Source organism: Cellulomonas sp. NS3 (assembly GCF_024757985.1).
In the GTDB taxonomy this organism is placed as follows: Bacteria; Actinomycetota; Actinomycetes; order Actinomycetales; family Cellulomonadaceae; genus Cellulomonas_A.
On record NZ_CP103289.1, the window covers coordinates 3074101 to 3091240 of the forward strand.

A 17140-nucleotide genomic window follows, 5' to 3' on the forward strand; every position below is an offset into this window, starting at 1 on the left:
CGGCCCGCGCGGCGGTCAGGACCAGCGACCGAGGCGCTCCGCGAGCAGGGCGAGCGCGACCGGGCCCGCGGTCGACGTCCGGAGCACGTGCGGTCCGAGCCGCACCGTGCGCGCCCCCGCCTCCTGGAGCGTGTCGACCTCGCGCTGCGAGATCCCGCCCTCGGGGCCGACGACGACGAGCACCTCGACGGGGCCGGCGTTCGCGGCGCGACCCTCGGGTGCGCCGACGGCGTCCGGTCCGGCGCCGGTAGCAGCGGCAGCGGGCAGGCCGGACGCCGGGAGCGCGACGGACGCGAGCGGCGTGCTCGCCTCCTCGTGCAGCACGAGCGTGAGCCCCCCGCGCCGGGCCGTCTCCTGCACCCGCTCGACCAGGCCGCGCCCGTCGAGCGCCGTCCCGACCTCCGGGACCCACGCGCGCCGCGACTGCTTCGCCGCCGCCCGGACCGTGCCCAGCCAGCGCAGGCGGCTCTTGGCCGCGCGGTCGCCCCGCCACACCACGACCGACCGCTCGGCCTGCCAGGGCACCACCGCGTCGACACCGACCTCGGTGGCCGCCTCGATCGCGAGCTCGTCCCGGTCGCCCTTCGCGAGCGCCTGCACGAGCACGAGCGCGACACCCGGCGCCGGCTCCTCGACGCGCGCCTGCACGCGCAGCTCCACGCCGCCCGGGTGCGCACCCTCGACGACGCACTCGAGGCGCACGCCCCGGCCGTCGACGACGTCGACCCGCTCCCCGGGCGAACGCCGCTGGACGACACCCGCGTGACGCCCCTCGGCGCCGTCGAGCAGGTGCAGGGCACCCGCCTCGACGCCCGCGAGGCCCCCGGGCTCCGCGAGGAAGACCGGCGCGCTCACCGGCTCAGCGCCCCGCGAGCTTGTCGCGCAGCTTGGCGAAGACCCCGGCGCTCGCCGCCGAGAGCCGCCCCTCGGGGCGCTCCTCGCCGCGCAGCACCGCGAGCCGGCGCACGAGCTCGGCCTGCTCGTCGTCGAGCGACGTCGGGACCTGGACCTCGACGTGGACGTGCAGGTCGCCGCGGCCGCCGACGTGCAGACGCCCGACGCCGAGCCCCTTGAGCGTCACGACCTGGCCCGGCTGCGTGCCCGGGCGCAGGTCGATCTCGCGCGGGCCGTCGAGCGTGTCGAGCACGAGCACCGTGCCGAGCGCGGCCGCGGTCATCGGGACCGGCAGGGTGCAGTGCAGGTCGTCGCCGTTGCGCATGAACGTCTCGTGCTTGCGCTCGCGGACCTCGAGGTAGACGTCACCGGCGGGGCCGCCGGCCGGGCCGACCTCGCCCTGGCCCGTGAGCTTGATGCGCGTCCCGGTGTCGACGCCCGCAGGGACGTCGACGCTCAGGGTCCGGCGCGAGCGCACCCGGCCCTCGCCCGAGCACTCGGTGCACGGCTCGGGGATCACGGTCCCGAAGCCGTGGCACGCGGCACACGGCTGCGAGGTCATGACCTGGCCCAGGAACGAGCGCGCGACCCGCTGCACGCTGCCCCGCCCGCCGCAGACCTCGCACGTGCGCGGCGAGGTCCCCGGGCGGCAGCACGTTCCCGAGCAGGTGGGGCACACGACGGCGGTGTCGACCTGCACGTCGCGGTGCACGCCGAACGTCGTCTCCGCGAGGTCCAGGTCGAGGCGCACGAGCGCGTCCTGCCCGCGGCGCGCGCGCGGGATCGGGCCGCGCTGGGCCCCGGCGCCGGCCGCGGCGCCGAAGAAGGTCTCGAAGATGTCCTGGAAGCCGAAGCCGCCGCCCATGCCGCCGCCGGGCGACGCGGGGTCCGCGCCCAGGTCGTACATGCGGCGCTTCTCCGGGTTGGAGAGCACCTCGTACGCGCGGGAGACGTCCTTGAAGCGCTCGTCCGAGGCCCCCTCCGTCCCGGCGACGTCCGGGTGGTGCTCGCGCGCGAGGCGCCGGTAGGCCTTCTTGATCTGCTCCGGGCTCGCGTCGCGCGGCACGCCGAGGATCTCGTAGTAGTCGCTCACTGAACTCTCTCTGTGCTGGGGGGAACGCAGGGGGGAGGCGTCATCCGGCGAGGATCCGGGACAGGTACCGCGCGACCGCGCGGACCGAGGCCATCGTCGCCGGGTAGTCCATGCGCAGCGGCCCGATCGAACCGATCCGGGCCACCGCCGTGCTGTCGTCGCGTGCCCCGCTGTAGCCGCTCGTGACGAAGCTCGTCTCGAGCAGGCCCTCGTGCTGGGTCTCGCGCCCGATGCGCACCGCGACCCCGCCCGAGTCCTCGGCCATCTCGCTGAGGAGCCGCAGCAGCACGACCTGCTCGTCGAGCGCCTCGAGGACCGGGCCGATCGTGTGCGTGAAGTCCGAGCCGGTGCCACGCGCGAGGTTCGCCGTCCCGGCGAGCACGATGCGCTCCTCGATCTCCTGCCGCAGCGTCTCCTCGACGACCGCGACGACCGAGCGCACGAGCGGCACGTCGTGCGGGGCGAACGCGTCGGGGAGCGCGGCGAGCACCCCGTCGAGCTCGGGCAGGCGCCGGCCGACGGCCGCGACGTTGAGCCGCGCCCGCAGCTGGGCGACGACGCCCTCCTCGACGTCGGCGGTGAGCTCGAGCGTGCGCTGCTCGACGCGGCCGTTGTCCGTGATGATGACGACGAGCAGGCGGCGGTCGCCCACCGGCACGAGCTCGAGGTGGCGCAGCGCGGAGCGCCGCAGCGACGGGTACTGCACGACCGCGACCTGCTGCGTGAGCTGCGCGAGCAGCCGCACGGACCGGTCGACGACGTCGTCGAGGTCGACGGCGTCCTCGAGGAACGACTGGATCGCGCGCTTCTCGGGCGCGGAGAGCGGCTTGACGGTCGAGAGCCGGTCGACGAACAGCCGGTAGCCCTTGTCGGTCGGGACGCGGCCCGCGGACGTGTGCGGCTGGGCGATGTAGCCGCCCTCCTCGAGGGCCGCCATGTCGTTGCGGATCGTCGCGGGCGAGACGCCGAGCGAGTGCCGCTCGACGAGCGCGCGCGAGCCGACCGGCTCCTTGGTCTGCACGTAGTCCTCGACGATCGCGCGCAGCACGTCGAGCTTGCGGTCCTCGCTCATCGCACCTCCTGGCCGTCGGACCTGTGGCGTGCCCGGAGCGCGTCGGCCACCAGGCGACCGCCCGCGGGGCGGGCCGGACCGGCGCAGGCGTGGCACTCAGGCATCGAGAGTGCCAATTCTACCTGGCGGACGGCGCTGCCTCGCGGCGGGACGGGCGCACGTGACGCGCGCCACGACCCGGGCGCCCGGCGGCTCGCGGTGCGCCGGTCTGCGCTCCGGGGGAACGCCGACACGCGTGGGTGCGCTCTCCCGGCTCGGCAGAGGCGTCCGGTCAGGCGGCGGGCACCCGCTGCACGAGGTGGTCGACGAGGTCGCCGACGTCGACGGTGCCCAGCACGATGCCGCTCGCCTCGACGCACACGACCGGCGCCCCGCGCCAGATGACCGCGCGAGCCGTCGCCCGCCGCAGCACCTCGAGCGGCGCCGCGGACGGCGTCACCACCAGCGCCGGCGCGAGGTGCGTCCCGCCGGACGGGTCGCGCACGACGACGCTCGCGGGACGGTTGCGCGCGTCGAGCACGACGGCGCCGGGGGCCGCACCGGTCGCGTGGCGGGCCATCGTCGCGGGCAGCACCTGCGCGACGCGGACGAGGCCGACGACGTGCTCCCCGCGGTCGGTGCTCGCGGCGGTCGCGCGCACGAACGCCGTCATCTCGTCGTCCATCCCGGTCCAGCCCGACGCGGGGCGACCGAGCGCGTAGCCCTGGACGAGCGGGACCCCGAGGTGGATGAGGGCCGCGAGCTCCTCGCGCGTCTCGACGCCCTCGGCGACGAGCCAGGCGTCCATCTCGCCCGCGAGGTCGCCCAGCATCCGCACCGTGGCGCGCTGCACCGGGTCGGCGTGCACGCCCGTGATGAGCGCGCGGTCGAGCTTGACGATGTCCGGCCGCACGCGCAGGAGCTGGGTGAGCCCGGAGTGCCCGGTCCCGGCGTCGTCGATCGCGACGAGCCCGCCGAGCGCCCGCACCTCTGCGAGCACGTCGCCGAGCGCGTCGTCGTCGTGCGCCGCGACGTGCTCCGTCAGCTCGACCACGACGCCGTCGAGCCGGCCGCGCTCGAACAGCGCACCGCGCACGACCGGCTCGGCCATGAGGTGCGGCTCGACGTTGATCGAGCAGAAGCCGTCGACGACGCCCCGCTCGCGCAGCGCGTGCATCGAGCGCAGCACGATCGCGGTGAGCAGCGCGTCGACCCCGCGGCGCCGCGCGGCCGCGAACCACACGTCCGGGCTCGCCGCCGGCGGACCGTCGAAGCGCGAGAGCAGCTCGTACCCGCCGACCCGCGCGTGCGTCACGTCGATGATCGGCTGCGCGACGAGGCGCACACCCTCCCCTGCGAGCACCCGGTCGAGCGCGTCGTCCCACACCGGGTCGTCGAGCTCGTCCGTCGCGCGCGTCACGACCGCCGTCATGCCTCCCCCTCGCCCGTAAGTCACAGCCGCCTTGTCCATCGGTTGTCCAGCTCCGCGACATGAGCCCCGGGACCCGACGTGTTTTCCCTGGTCACGCACCAGCCCGTCTCCCACCCGGACGGGCCACCCGCCCGTCACCCGGACGCGCCGTCACCGCACGGCGCGGTGCCCGTCCGTGGACCCCCGTCTACGCTGCCCGGGTGACCCACGACCGCTACGGGAACGACGTCCTCGGGAGCACCCGGCCGGCGCCCTCGCACCACCGCGCCCCCCGCACCTCACGCCCGCAGACCGCCGAGCCGGGGCTCGTCGTCGAGGAGGTCATGACCGGCTGGGTCGGGGCCGTCGTGCGCGTCGAGAAGTCCGGCGGGCAGCACGTCGTCGTCCTCGAGGACCGGCGGGGGAAGACCCGCACCTTCCCGCTCGGGCCCGGCTTCTGGGTCGACGGCGAGCCCGTGGAGCTGCTCCCGCCTGCCGGTCCGGCCGCACCCGCGGCCCCGACGCGCACCGCCTCCGGCTCGGTCGCCGTGCCGCACGCGAAGGCCCGCGTCGCGCGCGGCAGCCGCATCTGGGTCGAGGGCAAGCACGACGCCGAGCTCGTCGAGAAGGTCTGGGGCGACGACCTGCGGCTCGAGGGCGTCGTCGTCGAGCTGCTCGACGGCGTGGACAACCTGGCCGACGCCCTCGCCGACTTCGGCCCGACGCGCGAGCGCCGCGTCGGCGTCCTCGTCGACCACCTCGTGCCCGGCTCGAAGGAGCGCCGGATCGCGGACGCCGCGATGCGCACCGTCCCGGCCGGCACGGTGCTCGTGCTCGGCCACCCGTACGTCGACGTGTGGCAGGCCGTGCGTCCCGAGCGGATCGGTCTCACCGCGTGGCCGACCATCGAGCGCGGCACGGAGTGGAAGCACGGCGTCCTGCGCGAGCTCGGCTGGCCCGCGGACGAGCAGGCCGACGTCGCGCGGGCGTGGCAGCGCATCCTGCGCTCGGTGCGCTCCTACGCGGACCTCGAGCCGTCGCTGCTCGGGCGCGTCGAGGAGCTCATCGACTTCGTCACGACCGGCTGAGCGCGCCGGTGGTCCCGGTCGCGCCGGTCAGGGGGCGACCGGGCGGCCCAGCAGCGTGCGGTACAGGTGTGTCTGCGCGACCACCACGAGCGGCGCGGCGAGCACCACGCCCACGCCGCACACGAGCACCCCGACGAGGCACGCGAGCAGCGCGACGACCGCGAAGCCGGCGCACGCCCCCAGGTTGCGCTGCACGAGCGTCGCGCTCGACCGCAGCGCGGCGACCGGTCCGAGCCCCGTGTCGAGCACGAAGAGCAGCGTGAACTGCGCGTAGAGCATCACGGCGAGCACCGGCAGGTAGCACAGCAGCGTGCCGAGCCCTGCGAGCGCCGCGACGAGCAGCGCGGCGAGGAGCACCTGACCGGTCCGCCCGCCGCCGGCGAACGTGCGCGCGGTCGGCACCCGGCCCTCGGTCACCGCGAGGGCACCCCGCGTCAGCACGGCCTGCACGAGCCCCGCGAGGAGCATCCCCGTCACCGCGAGGAGCAGTACGAGGCCCGCGAAGCCCGCGACGCCGAGCACCCGGAGCGCGGACGCGTCCTCGCCCGCGACGGCGTCGACGAACCGCGCGACCCCCCGGCCGACCGCGAGCGTCACGAGCAGCTGCAGCAGCGCGGCCGCCACCGTCGCCGCGAGCGCGGCCAGCAGGAACGGCCCGGCGTGGTCGCGGACCTTCCGGACGGCGTATCCGTAGGCGTCCTCGACGCCCCTGTCCGGCATGGGGTCGCTCATCGTTCTCCTCGGGTCGGGTGCGGCACCATCCTGGCTGCACGACGGTCCCGGCACCCGTCCGGCCGCGCGCGACCGGGGCCGGGTGGGCGGATTTTCCCGGGTTTGTCCCTGAGCCGCACGCCGGACCACTAGTGTGCGGCGCATCGGCGCGTCCGCCGCGCCGGAACCCCCTCACGCGAAAGGCTCGACATGAGTGACCACCCGCCCACGGCGCACCCCGCCGCTCCGCTCACCGACGCGGAGACCCGTCAGTGGGCCGGACTGGCCCACCTCGGCGGGATCCTGTGGATCATCCCGGGCCTCATCATCTGGCTGGTCTTCCGGGCGCGCAGCGCGTTCGTCGACCAGGAGGGCAAGAAGGCCGTCAACTTCCAGATCACCCTGCTGCTCGCGGGCGTCGCGCTCTCCGTCCTCGGCGGGATCATCGACCCGCTGTGGGCGCTCACGCAGCTCGCCAACTTCGCCCTCTGGGTCGTCTCGATCATCTTCTCGATCCAGGGCTACCTCGCCGTGCAGCGCGGCCAGGCCTACCGCTACCCCGTCTCGCTGGAGCTGATCAAGTGACCACCAACCCCGAGAACCCGCAGCAGCCCTCCGGCGCCGTCCCTCCGCCGCCCGCCGCCGGCTACGGCCAGCCCGGCGCCGTGCCGCCCCCGCCCGCACCCGGCTACGGGGCACCCCAGGGCGGCTACCCGCCGGCCGGCTACGGCGCCCCCGGCGTCGGCGCACCGCTCAACGAGTCGGACCAGCGGATGTGGGCGATCTTCGCGCACGTCGGCGGCATCATCACGTACTTCGTCGCGCCGCTCGTCATCTGGCTGGTCTTCAAGGGCCGCGGCCAGTACGTCGAGGACCAGTCGAAGGAGGCGCTGAACTGGCACATCACGCTGCTCATCGCCTACGCGGTGTGCTTCGTCACGAGCTTCGTCTTCATCGGCCTCGTGCTGTTCTTCGTCGTCGCGCTCGCGCAGCTGATCTTCGGCATCCTCGCGGCCGTGGCCGCGAGCTCGAACCAGTACTACCGCTACCCGCTCACGCTGCGGCTCATCAAGTGAGCTGAACCCCGCAGGTCCCGACGCCCCGCGCTCCGAGAGGTGCGCGGGGCGTCGTCGTGCGCGGGGTGTCGTCGTGCGTGGGTCGTCGGCCGGCCGGTCAGTCGGTCAGCGTGCGCACCACGGCGTCCGCGAGCAGCCGCCCGCGCCGGGTGAGCAGCACGCGCCGCTCGCCGTCGGCGCCCAGCGCGGCCGGCCCGTCGACGAGCCCGTCCGCGACGAGCCCCGCGACCCGGCCGCGTGCCCCGCCGCTCAGCGCACCGAGCCCCAGGCCCTCCGCGAGCCGCACCCCGAGCATCACGCGCTCGAGCTGCGCCGCGTCGGCGGCGACGGTCTCCCGCCCCGCGGCCGGGCTCAGGCCGCGCGCGAGGCGGTCGGCGTACGCACGCGGGTGCTTGACGTTCCACCACCGCACACCGCCGACGTGGCTGTGCGCGCCGGGCCCGACGCCCCACCAGTCGTCCCCGCGCCAGTACGCGAGGTTGTGCCGGCAGCGGTCGGCGTCCGTGCGGGACCAGTTGCTGACCTCGTACCAGCCGAGCCCGGCGGCGGTCAGGAGCTCGTCGGCGAGCTCGTACTTGGCGGCGAGGTCGTCCTCGGTCGGCAGCGCGAGCTCGCCGCGGCGGACCTGCACGGCCATGCGCGTCCCCGTCTCGACGACCAGCGCGTAGGCGGACACGTGGTCGACGCCGGTGGCCAGCACGGCGTCGAGGCTCGCCCGCCAATCGCCGAGCGACTCCCCCGGCGTCCCGTAGATGAGGTCGAGCGACACGCGCAGCCCGGCGTCCTGGGCCCAGCGCACGACGTCGGGGATCCGCCGGGGGTCGTGCGTCCGCTCGAGCGTCGCGAGCACGTGCGGCACCGCGGACTGCATCCCGAACGACACGCGCGTGAAGCCCGCGGCCGCGAGCTCGGCGAGTGCCCCTGGCGTCACCGAGTCCGGGTTGGCCTCCGTGGTGACCTCGGCGTCCGGCGTCAGCCCCCAGGCGTCGCGGATGCCGTCGAGCATCCGCACGAGGTCCCGCGCCGGCAGCACCGTCGGGGTCCCCCCGCCCACGAACACGGTGGAGACGGCCCGCGGGGGCAGGCCGGCGTCCCGCAGCACCCGGGCGCCCAGCGCGATCTCGGTCAGGGCGGTCGACGCGTAGGAGGCCTGGTTCGCGCCGCCGCCGAGCTCGCTCGCCGTGTACGTGTTGAAGTCGCAGTACCCGCAGCGCACCGTGCAGAACGGCACGTGCAGGTACACGCCGAGCGCCCGGTCGTGGGCGCCGTCGCGGACCGAGGCGGGCAGCGCGCCGTCACCCGGTGCGGCGTCGCCGACCGGCAGCGCCGGGCTCACTTCTTCTTCGCGTCCTTGTTCACGCTGCTGCCCGCGGCCTCCGACGACAGCGCCGCGATGAAGGCCTCCTGCGGCACGTCGACCCGGCCGATGGTCTTCATGCGCTTCTTGCCCTCCTTCTGCTTCTCGAGGAGCTTGCGCTTGCGTGTGATGTCGCCGCCGTAGCACTTCGCGAGGACGTCCTTGCGGATCGCGCGGATCGTCTCGCGAGCGATGACGCGGGCACCGATCGCGGCCTGGATCGGGACCTCGAACTGCTGGCGCGGGATGAGGTCCTTGAGCTTGCCGACCATCATCACGCCGTACGCGTAGGCCTTCTCCTTGTGCACGATCGCGCTGAACGCGTCGACCTGCTCGCCCTGCAGGAGGATGTCGACCTTGACCAGGTCGGCGGCCTGCTCGCCGCTGGGCTCGTAGTCGAGGCTCGCGTACCCGCGCGTCTTGGACTTCAGCTGGTCGAAGAAGTCGAACACGATCTCGGCGAGCGGGAGCGTGTAGCGCATCTCGACGCGCTCCTCGGACAGGTAGTCCATCCCGAGGAGGTCGCCGCGCCGCGTCTGGCACAGCTCCATGACGGCCCCGATGAACTCGCTCGGCACGAGGATCGTCGCGCGCACGACCGGCTCGCGGACCTCCATGATCCGCCCGCCCGGGTACTCGCTCGGGTTCGTGACCGTCACGACGGTGCGGTCCTCGAGCGTCACGTCGTAGACGACGTTCGGCGCGGTCGAGATCAGGTCGAGGTCGAACTCGCGCTCGAGCCGCTCGCGCACGATCTCGAGGTGCAGGAGGCCGAGGAAGCCGACGCGGAACCCGAAGCCCAGGGCCACCGACGTCTCGGGCTCGTAGACCAGCGCGGCGTCGTTGAGCTTGAGGCGGTCGAGCGCGTCGCGCAGCACCGGGTAGTCGGTCCCGTCGAGCGGGTACAGGCCCGAGAACACCATGGGCTTCGGGTCGCGGTAGCCGCCGAGGTCCTGCGTCGCGGGCTTGCTCGCGTTCGTCACCGTGTCGCCGACGCGGGACTGGCGCACGTCCTTCACGCCCGTGATGAGGTAGCCGACCTCGCCGACCCCGAGGCCCTTCGTCACGACGGGCTCGGGCGAGATGACGCCGATCTCGAGCAGCTCGTGGGTCGCGCGCGTCGACATCATCGCGATCTTCTCGCGCGGGTTGAGGTTCCCGTCGACGACGCGGACGTACGTCACGACGCCGCGGTAGGTGTCGTAGACCGAGTCGAAGATCATCGCGCGCGCCGGGGCGTCCGCATCACCGGTCGGTGCGGGGATGAGCTCGACGATCCGGTCGAGCAGCGCCTCGACGCCCTGGCCCGTCTTGCCCGAGACGCGCAGGCAGTCCTCGGGGTCGCCGCCGATGAGCTTCGCGAGCTCCTCGGCGTACTTCTCGGGCTGCGCGGCCGGCAGGTCGATCTTGTTGAGCACCGGGATGACCTGGAGGTCGTTCTCCATCGCGAGGTACAGGTTCGCGAGCGTCTGCGCCTCGATGCCCTGCGCTGCGTCCACGAGCAGCACCGCGCCCTCGCACGCCGCGAGCGACCGCGAGACCTCGTACGTGAAGTCCACGTGGCCGGGGGTGTCGATCATGTTGAGCGCGAACGGCTGCACCACGCCGGACGCGTCGGCGACGCCCCACGGCATGCGCACGGCCTGCGACTTGATCGTGATGCCGCGCTCGCGCTCGATGTCCATGCGGTCGAGGTACTGCGCACGCATCGCGCGTGCGTCGACGACGCCGGTGGCCTGCAGCATGCGGTCCGCGAGCGTCGACTTCCCGTGGTCGATGTGCGCGATGATGCAGAAGTTGCGCAGGAGCTCGGGCGGCGTGGCCGCCGGCTGGATGCGCTGCATGCCCGCGGCGGCTGGGATCGGGGACAACTCGGGTTCGCTCCGGCTTCGACGGGGGGCTGGGTTCGGGCCCCGATGGTCGACCGGGCCCGCCACCATGGTCCCATGACCGACGCCGACCTCGACCATCTGGCGCTCCTCGGGCTCGTGCAGCGCGAGCTCCTCGACACGATCGCCCTCGTCCCCGCGGACGCGCCCGTCCGCTCGTGCGGCGGCTGGGACGTCGCGGACCTCGTCGACCACCTCGCCGGGATCCACCACTGGGCCGCCGCGATGGCGCGCGGGCAGGACGAGGAGCCGCTCGAGCGCGGGTCGGTGCCGCTCGCCGAGCACTACGCGCGGTGCGCGCACGAGGTGGCCGCGACCCTCGCCGCGCTGGGCCCCGACGCACCCGGGCGGACGCTCGAGGGCCCCGGGCCGGCGTCGTTCTGGCGCCGGCGACAGCTCCACGAGACGCTCGTGCACCTGTGGGACCTGCGCACCGCGGGCGGGCTCGGCGTCGAGGCCGCACCCGAGGTGTGGGCCGACACCGTCGACGAGGTCGTCCACGTGATGCAGCCGCGGCAGGTCCGCCTGCACCGGATGCCGGCGCTCGACGTCCCCGTCGACCTCACGGCGCTCGACGCGGGCCGTGAGTGGCGCCTCGGGCCCGCCGGCGTCGCCCCGCGCGCCGCGGTCGCGGGGTCGGCGGAGTCGCTCGCGCTGCTCCTGTGGGGTCGGCGCACGCCCGGCGGGCCGCACCTCGCGGTCGCCGGCGACGCCGCCGCGCTGGACGGGGTGCTGGCCCAGCCGCTCGTCCCCTGACCCGTCCCGGACGGGTGTCCGTCCAGGCAGGCGCCGTACGTGCGTCATGCTTCTGGGTGTGCCGCGCGCTACCCAGGTCGCTGCGCGGCGCACGGGGGGAAGGGGAGCACGACGTGCCGAACACGGCGCCAGCACCGGACGACGCGCCCGGGGAGCACCACGCGCTCGGATCTGCTCACGCAGCGCACGTACCTGCCGATGGGGAGTCGACCCTGTCTGGAGGCAGCATGCTCGGCACGAACCCGCCGCGACCCGTGTCGCTCGGTGGCGTCCGCCTGCCCGACGCGATGGTCGACGCGCTCCAGGAAGGCGTCCTCATCTGCGACGCCCGCGGGGTCGTGGTCGACGTCAACGAGGCAGCGGAGACGATCCTCACGCTCGACCGGGAGCAGCTCCTCGGGCTCGACCTCGCGTCGCTCGACTACGACGCCGTCGGCCCCGACGGGGCACCCCTCCCGGCGCACGAGCTGCCCGTCGCGCTCGCCCGCGCCACGAACCAGCCGGCGTCGGCGACCATCAAGGTCCGGCGCGGCTCCCCCCACCCGCTGTGGCTGCGCGCCACCGCGATCCCCTTCGTCCCCGTCGAGCACGAGGTCTGGTGCATGGTCACGCTCACGGACGTCACCGGCGAGCAGCACGCGCAGGAGCGGCTGCGGCACAGCGAGGAGACCTTCCGGCTCACGTTCGAGGACGCCCCGATCGGCATGGCGATCGTGTCGCTCGACGGCCGCTACCTCGAGGTCAACCGCGCGCTGACCGAGGGTCTGCAGCGCACCCGCGAGGAGCTCGTCGGCGCGTCGTTCGAGGACATCACGCACCCCGACGACCTCGAGACCGACCTCGCCCACGGCGCCCGCCTGCTCGACGGGAGCCTCGACTCGTTCCAGATCGACAAGCGCTACCTGACGCCCGGCGGCGACACGATGTGGGCCCGGCTCACGGTCTCGATCGTGCGCGACGGCGACGGCTCGCCGGTGCACTTCGTCAACCAGATCGAGGACGTCACCGAGATGCGGCTCGCGCAGGAGCAGCTCGAGCGGCGCGCGCTCTACGACCACCTGACCGGGCTCGCGAACCGCAGCCTGCTGCTCGACCGGCTCGCGCACGCGCTGACCCAGCACGCGCGGTCGGGCAGCCTCGTCGCCGTCGCGTTCGCCGACCTCGACCACTTCAAGCGCCTCAACGACTCGCTCGGGCACGACGCGGGCGACCGGATGCTCAAGGCCGTCGCGGAGCGGATGACCGCGGCCGTGCGCGCGGGCGACACCGTGGCCCGCATCGGCGGCGACGAGTTCGTCGTGGTGCTCGAGGGCGTCGACTCCGCGGAGCACGCCGGCGAGCTCCTCGACGGGCTGCTCGCCGCCGTCGAGCTCCCGCTGCACATCGACGGTCACGAGGTCGTGCCGCGCCTGAGCGCCGGCCTGACCGTCAACGACGGGACGGGGGTCGCGGAGGAGGTCCTGCGTGACGCCGACACGGCCCTGTACGTGGCGAAGGACGCCGGGCGCTCGCGTTGGGAGGTCTTCCACGACGTCTACCGCCGCGACGCGCTGCGCCGCCTCTCGGTCGAGACCGAGCTCCGGACCGCGATCGACCGGGGGCAGTTCCTGCTGCACTACCAGCCGGTCGTCGAGCTCGACACCCGCCGGACGGTCGCGTACGAGGCCCTCGTGCGCTGGATGCACCCGCGTCGGGGCCTGCTCCTGCCCGGGGAGTTCGTGCAGATCGCCGAGGAGTCGGACCTGATCAACGGGATCGGCGGGTGGGTGCTGCGCGAGGCCGTGGAGTTCCTCGCCCGGCACCCCGAGCTGCCCGGCAAGGTCTACATCAACGTCTCGCCCCGCCAGCTCGGCCGCGGCACGCCCGCGACGGACGACCGGGACGCAGGGCTCGCCCCGCTCGTCGCGCAGGTGCTCCGCGAGAACGACGTGCCCGCCTCGCGGCTCGGCATCGAGATCACCGAGAACGGCGTGCTGCAGGCGACCGAGCAGACCCGCGAGGACCTCGAGCAGCTCGCCGCGCTCGGCGTCGAGCTCCTGCTCGACGACTTCGGCACCGGCTTCTCGGCGCTCACCTCGGTGCTCTCGACCCCGGTCAGCGGGCTCAAGCTCGACCGCTCCTTCACGGTGCGGCTCGGCGACGGCGCGGCGTGCGACCGGATCAGCACCGCGATGGCCGCGCTCGTCGACTCGCTGTCCAGCCACGGCGTCGTCGAGGGCATCGAGACCGAGAAGCAGTGGGCGCTCGCGCTCGGCCACGGGTGGACGCACGGCCAGGGCTGGCTGTTCGGGCACGCGGTCGCGGAGAGCGCGCTGTTCCCGGCGGTCGACACGGCGTTCTGAGCGTGCGCGGTGCGGTCCGGCCCTCGCGGTGACCGCACCGCCGGACCGGGCCCGCGCCGGCGCCCGGGGTCAGGCCTCCTGCGTGATCCGCACCTGCACCTCGAGGTCGATCGTGCCGGCGCCCGCGTAGATGCCCCGCAGCGGCGGCACGTCGTCGTACGAGCGCCCGCGCGCGAGCACCACGTGCCGCTCGCCCGCGACCGTGCGGTTCGTCGGGTCGTACGGGTGCCACTCGCCGGACCACCACTCGACCCACGCGTGCGACTCGCCGACGACCGTCTCGCCGATCGCGTCGGCCACGGGGTGCAGGTAGCCCGAGACGTACCGCGCGGGGATCCCGATGCTGCGCAGCGCGCCCGCCGCGAGGTGCGCCATGTCCTGGCACACGCCCGTGCGCGCCGCCCACGCCTCGCTCGCCGGGGTGTGCACCGCGGTGACGCCGGGGACGTACTCGAGCTCGTCCCGCAGCGCCGCGCACACCGCGACGGCGGCCTGCGACGGCTCGAGCCCCTCTGCGACGCGCGCCGCGAGCTCGGCGACCTCGGGCGGCGCCTGCGTCGTCGAGGTGTCCGCGAGGAACTCGGCCAGGTGGTCGCGCAGCTCGGGGCTGCGCAGGTGCTCCCACGTCGTCTCGGAGCGCACGTCGCGCCGCGGGGCGATCTCGACGCGGTGCTCGGACGTGATCACGAGCGACTCGTGGGGGGTGAGCACCTCGAACACCGTGACGTGCGCGCCCCAGTAGTCGCGGTGCTCGGACATCCACGTGTGCGGCTGGACCTCGAGCCGGGTCTCGAGCACGGACTGCCCCGGCTGCGACAGCGGCGTCATGCGCGCCTCGTTGTACGACGCCGTGACCGGGCTCGCGTACCGGAACGACGTCGTGTGGACCACGTGCAGCCGGCTCACAGCGCCTCCCCCACCCAGTTCGTGACGTGCCCCGAGGGGAAGTAGCGCGCGCGGATCGCGTCGCTCGCCGCCGAGCACGCGCGCTGCACGCGCTCCATCTCCTCGGGGAGCCCGTCGAGCACCTCCATGAGCGGGCGGTACTCGAGGCTCGCGCGCGCGTGGCCCAGGTGGCGCAGCGCGTCGTCGACGCTCGCGCGGCTCGTGACCGGCTCGAGCGCCGTGAGGCACGACTCGGCCTGCCCGAGGGCGAACACGAGCGAGCGCGGGAACAGCCGGTCGAGCAGCAGGAAGCCCGCGGCGCGCTCGTCGGACGCGATGCCGCGGTAGGTCCGCAGGTAGGCCTCGTGCGCGCCGCAGGAGCGGAGCAGCGTCTGCCAGCTCGGCCCGGTCGCCCCGACGAGAGCGCGCGTCGTGAGCAGGCGCGCGGTCATGTCGACGCGCTCGATCGAGCGTCCGAGCACCATGAACTGCCAGGTCTCGTCGCGCGACGTGACCGAGTCCATGAGCCCCGCAACGACCGCGGCCCGCTCGCGCACCCAGGTGAAGTAGTCGTGCGGCCGCGCGGGACGCATGTGCGACGGGAGCTGGTTCCACGTCGTGTTGAGGCACTCCCACAGGTCCGTCGAGATGATCTCGCGGGCGCGCCGGGCGTTCTCGCGCGCGGCGACGAGCGACCCCGCGATCGCGCTCGGGGCCCGGCGGTCGTACGCCAGGATGTCGAGCACGCTCTCCCGGCCCACCGCGACGCCCGCCGGGGGCGCGGGGCGGTCCATCACCGAGAGCAGCGAGCGGCACGCGAGGTCCTCCTCGGCCCACGGGTCCTCGAGCAGGCTCTGCACGTGCACGTCGAGCAGGCGGGCGGTGTCGTCCGCACGCTCGATGTACCGGCCGATCCAGAACAGCGACTCCGCGATCCGGCTCAGCACGTGCCCACCCCGTCCTGCGCCTGCTGCTGCTGCATGACCTGGGCCCGCAGGTCGTGCGGGTTCGCGTCGATCGGCACCGACGACGACGCCGGCACCGTCTGCGGCGTCGTGTCGCCCGCCGGCTGCGCACGCCTCGGCAGCGCACCGCCGAGCACCCACGTGTCCTTCGAGCCGCCGCCCTGCGAGCTGTTCACCACGAGCTGCCCCTCGGGGAGCGCGACGCGCGTCAGACCGCCCGGCAGCACCCACACGGAGTCGCCGTCGTTGACCGCGAACGGGCGCAGGTCGACGTGCCGCGGCCGGAGCCGGTCCTCGATGAGCGTCGGGACGGTCGAGAGCTGCACGACCGGCTGCGCGATCCACCCGCGAGGGTCCGCGACGAGCCGGTCGCGCAGCGCCGCGAGCTCGGCGCGCGACGCGCGCGGCCCGACGACGAGCCCCTTGCCGCCCGAGCCGTCGACCGGCTTCACGACGAGCTCGTCGAGGCGGTCGAGCACCTCCTCGAGCGCCCCGGGGTCCTCGAGCCGCCAGGTGTCGACGTTGGCCAGCACGGGCTCCTCACCGAGGTAGTAGCGGATGAGGTCGGGGACGTAGGTGTAGACCAGCTTGTCGTCGGCGACGCCGTTGCCCACCGCGTTGGCGATCGTGACGGTGCCCGCCCGCGCGCACGTCATGAGGCCGGGGCTGCCGAGCAGCGAGTCGGACCGGAACGCGACCGGGTCGAGGTACTCGTCGTCGACGCGGCGGTAGATGACGTCGACGCGCCGGCGTCCCTGCGTCGTGCGCATCCACACGCGCCCGCCCGCGCAGAACAGGTCGCGGCCCTCGACGAGCTCGACGCCCATCGACCGCGCGAGCAGCGAGTGCTCGAAGTACGCGCTGTTGTAGACGCCCGGGGTCAGCACGACGACGGTCGGGTCGTCGACGCCGTGCGGCGCGGCGGCCGTGAGCGCGGCGAGCAGGCGCCGCGGGTAGTCCTGCACGGGGCGGATGCGCAGCGCGGCGAACAGCTCGGGGAAGGTCTGGGCCATGGCGCGGCGGTTCGAGAGCACGTAGCTCACGCCGCTCGGCACGCGCACGTTGTCCTCGAGCACCCGGAACCTGCCCACCTCGTCGCGCACGAGGTCGATCCCGGAGACGTGCACGCGGACCCCGTTGGGCGGCTGGATGCCCCGGGCGGCGCGGTGGAAGTGCGTCGAGGAGACGACGAGCCCGCGCGGCACGACGCCGTCGGCGACGGCCTTCTGCGGCCCGTAGACGTCCGCGAGGAACGCCTCGAGCGCACGGACGCGCTGCGCGACCCCCGGCGCGACGTGGTCCCACTCGGCGCCGGTCAGCACGCGCGGCGTGACGTCGAGCGGGAACGGCCGCTCCTCGCCCGCGAAGTCGAACGTGACACCCTGCGCGAGGTACGAGCGGGCCAGGGTGTCGGCGCGTGCGCGCAGCTCGGCGGCGGAGAGCTGGGCGAGCGACGAGTGCACGTGCTCGTACGCCGGCCGCACCCCGCCCACGCCGTCGAGCATCTCGTCCCAGGCCGCCCCGGCCGGGTAGTCGTCGAACACGTCCGCCATGATCCGGACCCTAACGGCGCCGTGGGTCCGGCGCGTTACGGGCGCCCCGCGCCACGCCGTGGCCCGCCG

At 74.4% G+C, this 17140-nt stretch carries 15 protein-coding genes; 5 read left to right on the forward strand and 10 right to left on the reverse strand.

The features are described 5' to 3' along the window. Positions 1-15 precede the first annotated feature (15 nt). From NXY84_RS14035 to NXY84_RS14050, 4 genes are all read right to left on the reverse strand, one after another. Positions 16-855, reverse strand: coding sequence for a 16S rRNA (uracil(1498)-N(3))-methyltransferase (locus NXY84_RS14035; protein WP_258723697.1), 840 nt, complete (start codon positions 853-855; stop codon positions 16-18). 4 nt (positions 856-859) lie between these two features. After that, positions 860-1987 carry a molecular chaperone DnaJ gene (dnaJ, locus tag NXY84_RS14040; protein ID WP_258723698.1) on the reverse strand — a complete coding sequence of 376 codons (1128 nt, stop codon included), beginning with the start codon at positions 1985-1987 and terminating at the stop codon, positions 860-862. Between the two features lie 40 nt (positions 1988-2027). After that, positions 2028-3059 carry a heat-inducible transcriptional repressor HrcA gene (gene hrcA, locus NXY84_RS14045; RefSeq protein ID WP_258723699.1) on the reverse strand — a complete coding sequence of 344 codons (1032 nt, stop codon included), beginning with the start codon at positions 3057-3059 and terminating at the stop codon, positions 2028-2030. Between the two features lie 271 nt (positions 3060-3330). Next, positions 3331-4470: an EAL domain-containing protein gene (locus NXY84_RS14050; RefSeq protein ID WP_258723700.1), complete on the reverse strand. Its 1140-nt coding sequence runs from the start codon at positions 4468-4470 to the stop codon at positions 3331-3333. 200 nt (positions 4471-4670) lie between these two features. Here NXY84_RS14050 and NXY84_RS14055 point away from each other — a divergent pair, with 200 nt between their 5' ends. Further along, positions 4671-5537 carry a DUF3097 domain-containing protein gene (locus NXY84_RS14055; RefSeq protein WP_258723701.1) on the forward strand — a complete coding sequence of 289 codons (867 nt, stop codon included), beginning with the start codon at positions 4671-4673 and terminating at the stop codon, positions 5535-5537. Between the two features lie 27 nt (positions 5538-5564). On the opposite strand, the gene NXY84_RS14060 is transcribed toward NXY84_RS14055, so the two are convergent. After that, complete coding sequence (locus NXY84_RS14060; protein WP_258723702.1) at positions 5565-6269, reverse strand: hypothetical protein; 705 nt, start codon at positions 6267-6269, stop codon at positions 5565-5567. Positions 6270-6458: 189 nt separating this feature from the next. Between NXY84_RS14060 and NXY84_RS14065 the strand changes: the two genes are divergently transcribed. Together NXY84_RS14065 and NXY84_RS14070 are read left to right on the forward strand one after the other, a co-directional pair. Beyond that, positions 6459-6833, forward strand: a complete 375-nt coding sequence (locus NXY84_RS14065; RefSeq protein WP_258723703.1) for a DUF4870 domain-containing protein — start codon at positions 6459-6461, stop codon at positions 6831-6833. Further along, on the forward strand, positions 6830-7324 hold the full coding sequence (locus NXY84_RS14070) for a DUF4870 domain-containing protein (RefSeq protein ID WP_258723704.1): 495 nt from the start codon (positions 6830-6832) through the stop codon (positions 7322-7324). The genes NXY84_RS14065 and NXY84_RS14070 overlap by 4 nt, the downstream gene beginning before the upstream one ends. A gap of 97 nt (positions 7325-7421) precedes the next feature. Here the strand turns inward: NXY84_RS14070 and hemW are convergent, their stop codons facing one another. Both hemW and lepA read right to left on the reverse strand, forming a co-directional pair. Next, entirely contained in the window at positions 7422-8660 is a 1239-nt protein-coding gene (hemW, locus tag NXY84_RS14075; RefSeq protein WP_258723705.1) for a radical SAM family heme chaperone HemW, read from the reverse strand. Next, entirely contained in the window at positions 8657-10525 is a 1869-nt protein-coding gene (lepA, locus tag NXY84_RS14080) for a translation elongation factor 4 (RefSeq protein WP_183295110.1), read from the reverse strand. Before lepA ends, hemW begins: the two co-directional genes overlap by 4 nt. A 102-nt stretch (positions 10526-10627) precedes the next feature. On the opposite strand from lepA, the gene NXY84_RS14085 reads away from it, so the two are divergent. Then, entirely contained in the window at positions 10628-11326 is a 699-nt protein-coding gene (locus NXY84_RS14085; protein WP_258723706.1) for a maleylpyruvate isomerase family mycothiol-dependent enzyme, read from the forward strand. A gap of 227 nt (positions 11327-11553) precedes the next feature. Beyond that, entirely contained in the window at positions 11554-13668 is a 2115-nt protein-coding gene (locus NXY84_RS14090) for a putative bifunctional diguanylate cyclase/phosphodiesterase (protein WP_258723707.1), read from the forward strand. A 69-nt stretch (positions 13669-13737) separates the two neighbouring features. Here NXY84_RS14090 and NXY84_RS14095 read toward each other — a convergent pair whose 3' ends face one another. The 3 genes from NXY84_RS14095 to NXY84_RS14105 are packed head-to-tail and all read right to left on the reverse strand — an operon-like array spanning position 13738 to position 17071. Further along, a complete protein-coding gene (locus NXY84_RS14095; RefSeq protein ID WP_258723708.1) occupies positions 13738-14574 on the reverse strand; it encodes a transglutaminase family protein in 837 nt (278 codons plus the stop codon). Beyond that, entirely contained in the window at positions 14571-15500 is a 930-nt protein-coding gene (locus NXY84_RS14100) for an alpha-E domain-containing protein (protein WP_258723709.1), read from the reverse strand. Before NXY84_RS14100 ends, NXY84_RS14095 begins: the two co-directional genes overlap by 4 nt. Next, complete coding sequence (locus tag NXY84_RS14105) at positions 15494-17071, reverse strand: circularly permuted type 2 ATP-grasp protein (protein ID WP_258723710.1); 1578 nt, start codon at positions 17069-17071, stop codon at positions 15494-15496. Before NXY84_RS14105 ends, NXY84_RS14100 begins: the two co-directional genes overlap by 7 nt. Positions 17072-17140 lie beyond the last annotated feature (69 nt).